The 6351-nt window shown below is 58.2% G+C and carries 6 protein-coding genes; 5 read left to right on the forward strand and 1 reads right to left on the reverse strand.

Going from position 1 to position 6351, the window contains the following annotated elements:
- From WA354_RS20835 to WA354_RS20850, 4 genes are all read left to right on the forward strand, one after another.
- Positions 1-452: hypothetical protein (locus WA354_RS20835; RefSeq protein WP_472814946.1), on the forward strand; the 452-nt coding region annotated here is incomplete at its 5' end.
- Positions 391-1035, forward strand: a complete 645-nt coding sequence (locus WA354_RS20840; protein WP_472814947.1) for a hypothetical protein — start codon at positions 391-393, stop codon at positions 1033-1035. The genes WA354_RS20835 and WA354_RS20840, both read left to right, overlap by 62 nt.
- A gap of 392 nt (positions 1036-1427) precedes the next feature.
- Complete coding sequence (locus tag WA354_RS20845) at positions 1428-2195, forward strand: hypothetical protein (protein WP_472814948.1); 768 nt, start codon at positions 1428-1430, stop codon at positions 2193-2195.
- A 184-nt stretch (positions 2196-2379) separates the two neighbouring features.
- Positions 2380-2925 carry a YcbK family protein gene (locus tag WA354_RS20850; RefSeq protein WP_472814949.1) on the forward strand — a complete coding sequence of 182 codons (546 nt, stop codon included), beginning with the start codon at positions 2380-2382 and terminating at the stop codon, positions 2923-2925.
- Positions 2926-3066: 141 nt separating this feature from the next.
- Here WA354_RS20850 and WA354_RS20855 read toward each other — a convergent pair whose 3' ends face one another.
- The gene (locus tag WA354_RS20855; RefSeq protein ID WP_472814950.1) at positions 3067-4722 is read right to left on the reverse strand and encodes a L,D-transpeptidase family protein; all 1656 of its coding nucleotides are present in this window, start codon (positions 4720-4722) and stop codon (positions 3067-3069) included.
- A gap of 966 nt (positions 4723-5688) precedes the next feature.
- Between WA354_RS20855 and WA354_RS20860 the strand changes: the two genes are divergently transcribed.
- Positions 5689-5967 (forward strand): hypothetical protein, encoded by a 279-nt coding sequence (locus tag WA354_RS20860; protein WP_472814951.1) that lies wholly within the window; start codon positions 5689-5691, stop codon positions 5965-5967.
- Positions 5968-6351: the final 384 nt, after the last annotated feature.

The following is a 6351-nucleotide window of genomic DNA, read 5'->3' on the forward strand; positions in this document are numbered from 1 at the left end:
GCATCGAAGTCAATCCCCGCGCAGCCGTCATCGCGGACCTTGTCCTCTGGATCGGCTATCGTCAGTGGCACTTCAAAACGCGCGGAGACGCGCAGCCGCCCATCCCCGTCATCCGGAATTTTCACAACGTTGTGGAAGCCGACGCGCTCATTACTTTTGCCTCGCGCAAGCCTGCGGTGGATGAGCACGGAAACCCGGTCACCGTCTGGGATCGCGTCACCCTCAAGGAGCACCCAACCACAGGCGAGAGGGTGCCCGACGAAACCGCGCGCATTCCCGTCTACGAGTATTCCGGCGTGAAGAAGGCGAAATGGCCTGAGGCGGATTTCGTTGTCGGCAATCCACCGTTCATCGGCGGCAAGGATATTCGCGCGTGGCACGGCGACGGCTATGCGCTCGCCTTTCCCCGATTGCACCGACGCGCAGAAAGAGACAATCCGTGTAATCACTGAACGCCTGGACGCGCACCGCAAACGCCAGCAGGAACTCGCTCCCGATCTGACCCTGACTGAGATGTACAACGTCCTCGAAAAACTTCGCGCCTCGGAAGAGCTGACGGCCGAAGACCGCCGCATCTACGACGCCGGTCTCGTCGGGGTGCTGCGCGAACTCCACGACGAACTCGACGCAGCCGTCTTCGCCGCCTATGGCTGGCCCGCTGCACTCAGCGACGAAGACATCCTCGCCAGTGTGGTTGCCCTCAATGCCCAGCGCAGCGCTGAAGAACGCGCAGGCCTCGTCCGCTGGCTCCGCCCCGAGTTCCAGGCCCCCAACGAACTCCTTGTCCAGACCACTCTGGCGGGCATGGCTCCCGTCGAGGGTCCAGCCCCCGCCCGCCGCAAACAGCCCTGGCCGTCCACCCTTCCCGATCAGGTCCGCGCCGTTAAAGATGCGCTTCGGGCTACCCCCATGCAGAATGTCCAGCAGATCGCCTCCGGGTTTAAGCCGGCCAGCCGCACCCGCATCGCCGAAATACTGGAAACATTGACCGCCCTTGGACAAACCCGCCAACTCCAAGACCGATACTCGCTGTGAGTCGAAGGCGTGCAATATAGTCAGCAGTCAAGTACCTCAGTTCTCCCTTTCGCCGTAAAACACTCATTCTGTTCGCAAAATCATTGCTCCGGTCTTGCAGGTAATTTCCTGCCAATCCCGCATAATCAGAACATGCGAAATGAACCTGGGGTCCGCAGAAGTCTCTGGTCCCTGTCCCAAAACCCTGATCCCCTCTTCTAAGTCCTTTGAGAAGAAATATCTACAGCGAAGATCAATCCTATGAAATATTTAGCGACACCTTCTCCCCGCAAACTCATGAAAAAAGGATATTTATACCCAGAGACCGGTAGTGGGGGTAGCCTTTTACTGGAGTTGCGACCTCCTCACAACCTGATGCCCGCTTCCGTGTCTAATTGAGTGGAAAGAAGAAGATGCGTTTTCGCACCCTGATCCCGCTCGTGGGACTTTTTGCCTTCGTTCTACTCGGCGCTTCGGCCTTGGCCGTGGCCCAGTCGGCCAGCTTTGCCGTCAGCCAGAACGGTAAATCCGTCGGCACCGCAAGCTACAACTTTGTTTCGAAGCCGACCGGCATCGACTCGGCCTCCATCGTCCACGTCGACATGCAGGGGCTGAGCTACCAGCTTTCCAAAACAGAGGAGCTTTCTCCCTCCCACGGTCTTCTGCATGTCCAGGTCAGCGCCATCGTCAACAACTCCGCCGTCAACGTCGTTGCCAAGCCCGACGCCGCGCAGTTCCTGCTGAACATCTCTGCCAACGGACACGCCAGCACCACCCGCCTCGACTCCCACAACCTCGCTGTCTTCCTTCCCGACTTCGATCCCGGCGCCCTCGAAACCCTGCTCGCCGTGGCCGCCGGCAACAACAACCGCGACCTCTGGGCCATCATCCCCAAGCAGGCGGGCACCATCGAGCCTATCCAGCTCGCGACCCTTCGCGATGAACAAGGCACCCTCGACGGCAAGCCCGTCACCGTCCACCACCTCGTCGCAACCATCGCCGGGAACACCACAGACCTCTTCGCTGGACCCGAAAACCAGCTCCTCCAGGCCGAATTGCCGCAGGAAGGCTTCGCCCTCGTCCGCACCGGTTTCGTCCTCATCCCACCCGCCAAACCACAGGCACCCCCACCCGCGCCTGCGCCGACCTCCCCAACAGCATCCCCGTCGCCCTCCGAATGACCCTGAAACGAACCATGGACTGGGATGTTCCGCCGCTTCCGCGTCGCTTACCATCCACCCGAAATTCCGTCTCTATCTACAGTGCAGGCGGGAGATTCACCCCGGGCAGAATGGACCACTGCTACAAAGAAAAGCGGCCACCTCGCAGGTGGCCCGTTCGTTTTATGGAGTCCTTGAATTGTCGATGAGAAGCCTTTGTACCCTGGCCCTGCTGATGTTGTTTTCAGCCTGCGGATTTCAGCGTCCCGCTGCGGCCGAGACAGAACCACCAGCCGCTGTGCGCAGTCCCTACGAGTTGCACTTTTTCCATACCCACACCGGCGAACGCCTCGACATCGTCTATCGCGATAGCAATCGATACGATCAGGAATCGCTGGACCGGCTCAATCACTATCTGCGCGATCACCGCACCGGCGATGTTCACACCTATGATCCGCGCGTCTTCGATCTGCTCCACGATCTGACTGCCTCCCTCGGCAATCCGAATCTGGAGATCGATGTAGTCTGCGGCTATCGCACCCCCTGGAGCAATGAATACCTCCGCACACACGGACACGGCGTCGCCCTTCACAGCCTCCACATGCAAGCAATGGCGATTGACATCCGCATCCCCGGAGTTTCCACAGCCCGCCTGCGAGACGCGGCCATAGCCCTGCATCGAGGCGGAGTGGGCTATTACGCAGACTCGAATTTCGTGCACGTCGACGTGGGTCGCGTTCGCTACTGGTAATTCAACGCTGCTTTAGAAGCTTCCGAAAAAACTCGTTGACTTTGAAAGGGCACGGCTTGAGCCGTGCCGTAAGCGGCACAAAATCGTCGTCGGCTTTAGCCGTTGAGGACGTTCTTTCGATGACCGTTTATCCGCAGCTTGCTATGGATACGGATATCCCTTGGCGAGGGCGGCAGCCAGCTTGGCATCAAAACCATAGATGTCGTCACTGAAATGGACTTCACCGTTCGCATAAGCCAGCGCGGTTCCGTAAACGATAAAGACCGGCACACGCTTCGCGAGAGTCACAGTGACGTTGTCTTTCCCGCTCTGCATGCCTTGCTGCACCTTCTCGAGCGTCCATCCGGGATTGTTGCGCAACGCCCACACGGTAAGCTCAGCCGGCTTCTCGACGCGAATGCATCCGTGGCTGAAGTCACGGCGCGATCGCGAGAACAAGCTCTGAGAAGGAGTGCTGTGAAGATACACGTTGTTCTCGTTGGGAAAGATGAGCTTAACAAGGCCCAGCGCATTGGTCGGTCCGGGCTTCTGCCTCACCATCAGCTTGCCCGCTTTGAGCTGCGCCAGCACCTCATCTGAAATCGTTCCCGACGTAACAACCTTGCCGTCGAAGGTGGTCACCTCGTAGTTTTTGCTTGCGATATAACCCCGATCACGTTGAATGGCGGGCACGATCTCACTGCGAAGAATACTCGGTGGAACATTCCAATACGGACGCAGAACCACGTACGTCATGTCGCGCGAAAATACCGGCGTCTCGGTACGCATCGCTTTACCCACGACCACGCGCATGTCGAGTGCGGGATTGTTATCTTCGTCGAGGGCGCGTAGACGGAAATCGGGAATGTTCACAATGATCGGCGGCGCTGAAAACTCTGCCGGCAACCAGCGCCAACGTTCCAGCGTCAGTTGCAACTGGCGCACTCGATCCGTGAGCGGCACGTTGAGTTGCTTAATCGTCCCGGCTCCGAGGCGACCGTCCTCATCGAGACCATGACGGCGCTGGAATCGTTTCACCGCATCCACCAGGGCTCCGCTGTAAACACCGGCATCCTGCGATCCAGCCGCATCCTCCGGCAGATCCCCCAGCAGACGTAAAAGACGTGTGAGCCGCGGCACTCCGGCGTACGGTTGCCCCGGTTCGATTGGCTTGGTGACCGTCGGAAGCTTTTCACCGTCATCCAGTCGCGCCAAATCGGTATAGCGTGCCAGCGCCTGCTCGCTTCGGCGATATGCGGGGAATGGCGGTTCAACGCCTTCAATCGTAGCCTTCACGTTTTGCGAAGGGATGAGTTTGTCCCGCAGGAACTGCGCCAGGTCATACTTTTTCCCTTCCACGCTCAATCCATACTTGAAGTGCTGCGGATTGATTCGCCCGATGCGCAGGTCTGAGACATAGCGCATCGTGCACACGGTCATCGCCACATCAAAACGAGCCGCGGCGGAGCCTGTCGATGCCCCATTCAGACTCTGCAGTCGATCGCCCCAGAGCGAAGCGTCATAGTCCTCCGGGTTAAGCCCCTTTTCGCCGGCATTGCGAAACTGCTCGATCATAGAAAGCGCCACCGGCGCCGCTTGCAATCCTTGCTGGGATTGCGGTCCCGATTGCAATGGGACGACCCACGCAGGAGCAAACCCCGCGGGTTCGTAGAACTTCTGAAGCCAGCTACGATAGTCTGCGAAGTTCGGCCAGCGCATGCCCTGCATCTGGCCGCTCGTCACCAGGTTCTGAATGTCCGCTTGTTGTCCGATCGCGGGGCGCGCAACGCACGCCGCAAGGAGTGCGATTCCCCCCAAGATACGCATCCGATTCCCAGCAATGTGCACGTGTTTGCTTCTCCATAGTTCTCTGGGGTTGAAAGCTCAGCCAGGCTACTGCTTCATCAGTTGGTCGTAAACAAGCTGCTTCGCGCCCCCGAAACAAATCAGCGGAAGCCTGAAGAGCAAGTTAATCATGACGTGTGCTTTCTTAATGGACCAACGTGCCGTGCCTGTTCAACACGGATCGCGCAGCCGTTGGTGAATCGTCTTGCGCTCATGAGGCCCTCGGTCCCTGCCCCATTTCACCGCGCGTTAGGTGTCGTGAAGCGAGAACTTGTGTTCCGGAATCCATTTAAATCTAGGCTGGCGGGCATCTTGTCACTACTGTCAGATATGACAGTGTCGAGATGCGTCGCTCCCAGCACCAGGCTCAATCACTTCCTTTGCGGGGAGCCGCTTCCACCCAGTTCCCCTGCTCATCGTATCGATGAGTGTGCAGTCGGTTATTCCTTGACAGGTTGGTCTCCACCCCGGGGTCCCCAAAGCGCTGTTTTTGCGCCTTGGGGAGGACCAGAGCCTGTCTCCGCAACACCTCCAACCGAGAACCACCCTGGCGGAGAGCGTTCAAAATGAACAGCACTCTACAGCAAACCGCGATCTGTCAAAACACAAACTGTCCCACCCAAGGGGTTCACCTCAAACGCCGTCAACTCTCCAACCCCACACAAACCCTACAACTCCTTGATTCCATGAGGTCGATTTTTCTGGCCGTTTTGCAGGTTATTTCACCGACTTCTCTAAGATTGGAAACATAGCCGGACAATCCAGTGGATCAGCGTGCGAACTCAAAATTGCCGCCCGCCCGCCTCGTCCACGCTAGGCGATTCGCTAGCGAGCCCCGCCGCAACCACGGCCGATCTCCGCCAGTTTCGTCGCCGCAAATCACTGTGGGCGGCCGGGCAAAAAACCGGGTCCGCCGACCAGAAAGAGAGAACTATCGCGATGGCAAACATCCTGGTAAATATCGAAAAAGGAATTGAAATCGGCGCCGAAGACGCCCTCAAGTGGCTGACTGGCGCCAACAAGGCTCTCAAAGCCGCACCGCAGGTGGTGGCAGCACTCGCCACATTGATCGCTGCCGCCGAAAAACCGCTGGCCGAACTCGCCGGCGCTGCCTCCAACCCGCTGAATATCGCTCTCGATATTCAGACCGCAACCGACCTCAAAGCCGCCTGGCCCGAAGTGAAAGCATTTCTCGCCACCCTCGGCGTCAAATTCTAGTTCTCTGAAACTTTCAAGCTGCGTAGCCGTGACATCGCAACGCAGCCGAGTGCCCCATCCATCGAGCGTATCTTGGTCGATGGATGGGAGAACGCCTTCCGCCTTTGTCGCGATCGATGCCTCAAGCGCGGTGTTGCTGGGTGCAATTGGCTGCGGCGCAGTGGATGTTCTCAGTGCTCAAAAAATTGGTCCCTTCTTTCACGAACATCGCAATGTGCGGAACGGGTTCATCGTCTTCCGGGAGGGCTCCCCTAGATCTAGAGCGTTTTCATCATAGCTGTACCCAGTTGAGGGTCAGCCTGAACCAGACTTGAGCGTTGTCAGCAGATATTTCCTGAAGGGCTTCTGTGATTGCTTGGTCGAGGGCTTGTTCAGTCCGAGCTT

Source organism: Occallatibacter sp., assembly GCF_049802275.1.
Lineage (GTDB): Bacteria > Acidobacteriota > Terriglobia > Terriglobales > Acidobacteriaceae > Telmatobacter.